This window comes from Candidatus Methylomirabilota bacterium, from assembly GCA_035315345.1.
Lineage (GTDB): Bacteria > Methylomirabilota > Methylomirabilia > Rokubacteriales > CSP1-6 > CAMLFJ01.
Map to the genome: position 1 here is coordinate 1 of DATFYA010000087.1, position 2895 is coordinate 2895.

The following is a 2895-nucleotide window of genomic DNA, read 5'->3' on the forward strand; positions in this document are numbered from 1 at the left end:
CCTGGTCATCATCCGCGAGAACACCGAGGGACTCTACTCGGGCATCGAGGCCTCGCTCGCCCCGGGGGTGGTGACCACCACCAAGGTCGCCACCGAGAAGGCCTGCACGCGCATCGCCCAGTGGGCCTTCCGCTACGCCCAGCACCGCGGGCGGAAGAAGGTGACGGTCTTCCACAAGGCCAACATCATGAAGCTCACCGACGGGATGTTCATCCGCTGTGCCCGGGTGGTGCACGAGGCGGAGTTCGCCGAGATCGGCTACCAGGAGATGATCATCGATGCCGGCTGCATGGCCCTGGTGCAGGATCCCACGCGCTTCGACCTGCTGCTGCTGGAGAACCTCTACGGCGACGTGCTGAGCGACCTCACCGCCGGGCTGGTCGGCGGCCTGGGGGTGGTGCCGGGGGCCAACATCGGCGATCGGGCCGCGGTCTTCGAAGCGGTGCATGGCTCGGCCCCGGACATCGCGGGCCGGAACCTCGCCAACCCGCTCGCCCTGCTCATGTCCGCGGTGATGATGCTGAATCACCTCGCCGAGACACGCGACGACGAGGCGTGCGCGACGGCGGCCCGGCGTATCCGGGACGGCTACAACCGCGCGCTCGCCGAAGGGGCCAAGACGCGCGACCTGGGCGGAACTCTCGGCACGTCCGAGTTCGCCGAGGCGATCGTCCGCCACCTTTCCGACTGAGCCACGCCGTCTAAATTTCTTGGGCCCGAGAGGGTCCGGCCTCATCATGAGGCCTCGATGCTGCTGTTCTCGAAGATGCTAAGGGTGGGAGTCGTGACCGTTGAGATCCCTCCCCCCGCGCCGGACGAGCCCAACGTCCTCCATCTGATGCGCGAGGTGGACGCCGAGTCGCGGCGCCTCTTCGGCCGAGCGCTCGCGGTGCGCGAGGTGGACGCGGGCTCCTGCAACGGCTGCGAGATCGAGATCACCGGGCTCATGGGCCCGGTCTACGACAGCGAGCGCTTCGGCATCCACTTCGTGGCCTCGCCCCGCCACGCCGATCTGCTCCTCGTCACCGGGCCGGTGACGCGCAACATGGAGGTGCCGCTGCGCAAGACCTACGAGGCGACGCCGGCGCCCAAGCTGGTGGTCGCGGTCGGCGATTGCGCGCGCACCTGCGGAGTGTTCCGGGGCAGCTACGCGATCGCGGGAAGCGTGGATCGCGTGGTGCCGGTCGACGCCTTCGTCGACGGCTGCCCGCCGGATCCGGCCGACATCCTGCGCGGCATCCTGACCGTGCTGCGGCAGCCCCTGCGCCGGTAGCTCGTGACCGGGACACTGCTCGGCGTCATGGTGACCGCCTATGCGGCGGGCGCCGTCGCCGGGCTCGCGGGTGGAAGCGGACGGATCGGCCGCGGTCTCTCCACCGCGGGCGCGGTGGTGGGCGCGGTCGCCGGGCTGCTGCTCGGCCTGCAGGGTCTCGTCAGCCGTGCCACCTGGACCTTCGAGGCGCCGGGCCTCCTCGCGGTCGCGGGCGGCGTGGTCCTGCGCGTGGACGCCCTCGGCGCCTTCTTCCTCATCCTGACCGGAGCGGTGGCCGCGCCGTCGGCCCTGTATGGCGCCGGCTATTCAGCGGCATACGCGGGGCGCTACTCGCTCCGCTGGCTCGGCGCGATGCTGAACCTCTTCCTGCTCAGCATGAGCTTCGTGCCGCTCGCGGACAACGTGGTGACCTTCCTGCTGGTGTGGGAGGCCATGTCGCTGACCTCGTATTTCCTCGTGATGACCGAGCACGACCAGCCGGAGACGGTGAGGGCCGGCATCTGGTATCTCGGCATGACCCAGGTGGGGCTCGCCTGCCTGCTCGGCGCCTTCCTGCTGCTCGGCGCGCGGGCGCCGTGGCTCGATTTCGCCACGCTCCGCGAGGCGGCCTCCTCGCTGCCCCTCGGGTCACGCAGTGTCGTCTTCGCCCTGGCCCTGATCGGCTTCGGCTCCAAGGCGGGTCTCATCCCGCTCCACGTCTGGCTGCCTCGCGCGCATCCGGCGGCGCCGAGCCACGTCTCGGCGCTCATGTCGGGCGTCATGGTCAAGCTCGGCGTCTACGGACTGCTGCGCGTCGGCCTCGATCTCCTGGGCGGCGGCCCGGCCTGGTGGGGCGTCGTCCTGATCGGGCTCGGCGTCGGCTCCGCCCTGCTCGGCGTGCTCTACGCCCTCATGGAGGACGACGTCAAGCGGCTGCTCGCCTACTCCACCGTGGAGAACATCGGGATCATCACCCTGGGCGTGGGCGCGGGCTTCCTGTTCCAGGCCCTGGCGATGCCGCGCGCGGCCGCGGTGGCCCTCGCGGCCGCGCTCTATCACGCCCTCAACCACGCCGCCTTCAAGGGCCTGCTCTTCCTCGGCGCCGGCTCGGTGCTGCACGCCACCGGCACGCGCAACATGAACCGACACGGCGGGCTCGTGCGGCGCCTGCCATGGACCGCCCCCTGCTTCCTGGTCGGCGCGCTGGCGATCTCGGGCCTGCCGCCGCTCAACGGCTTCTTCAGCGAGTGGCTGCTGTTCCAGTCGCTGCTCCCGGGTATCGGCTATCCGCTGCCCCTGGTCGCGATCCTCGCGGTGCTGGCGCTCGGGATCCTCGCGCTGACCGCCGGTCTCGCCGCCACCGCGTTCGTGAACGCCTTCGGCATCATGTTCCTGGCGCTCCCGCGCTCGCCCGAGGCCGCGGACGCGCACGAGGCCCCCGCGTCGATGTGCATCGGCATGGCCGCGCTGGCCGCGGCCTGCGGGGCCCTGGCGCTGGCCGCGCTGCCCGTGCTCGCGGGCGCGGGCACGGTCGCCGGCGGCCTGGTCGGGCTCGCGGTCGAGCCGCTCACCTTCCGCCTCTGGCATTCGGTGCAGACGCCAGCCGGGCTCGCCCGGATGTCACCTCCGATCGTGATCGCGGG

Annotated in this window: 3 protein-coding genes; all 3 read left to right on the plus strand. The window is 71.3% G+C overall.

Translation table 11 applies throughout. The annotated features are described in order from the left end of the window. Positions 1-691: isocitrate/isopropylmalate family dehydrogenase (locus VKN16_11055; protein ID HME94741.1), on the plus strand; the 691-nt coding region annotated here is incomplete at its 5' end. Between the two features lie 57 nt (positions 692-748). Then, on the plus strand, positions 749-1273 hold the full coding sequence (locus tag VKN16_11060) for an NADH-quinone oxidoreductase subunit B family protein (GenBank protein ID HME94742.1): 525 nt from the start codon (positions 749-751) through the stop codon (positions 1271-1273). A gap of 3 nt (positions 1274-1276) precedes the next feature. After that, the coding region (locus VKN16_11065) for a proton-conducting transporter membrane subunit (GenBank protein HME94743.1) at positions 1277-2895 on the plus strand (1619 nt) is incomplete at its 3' end.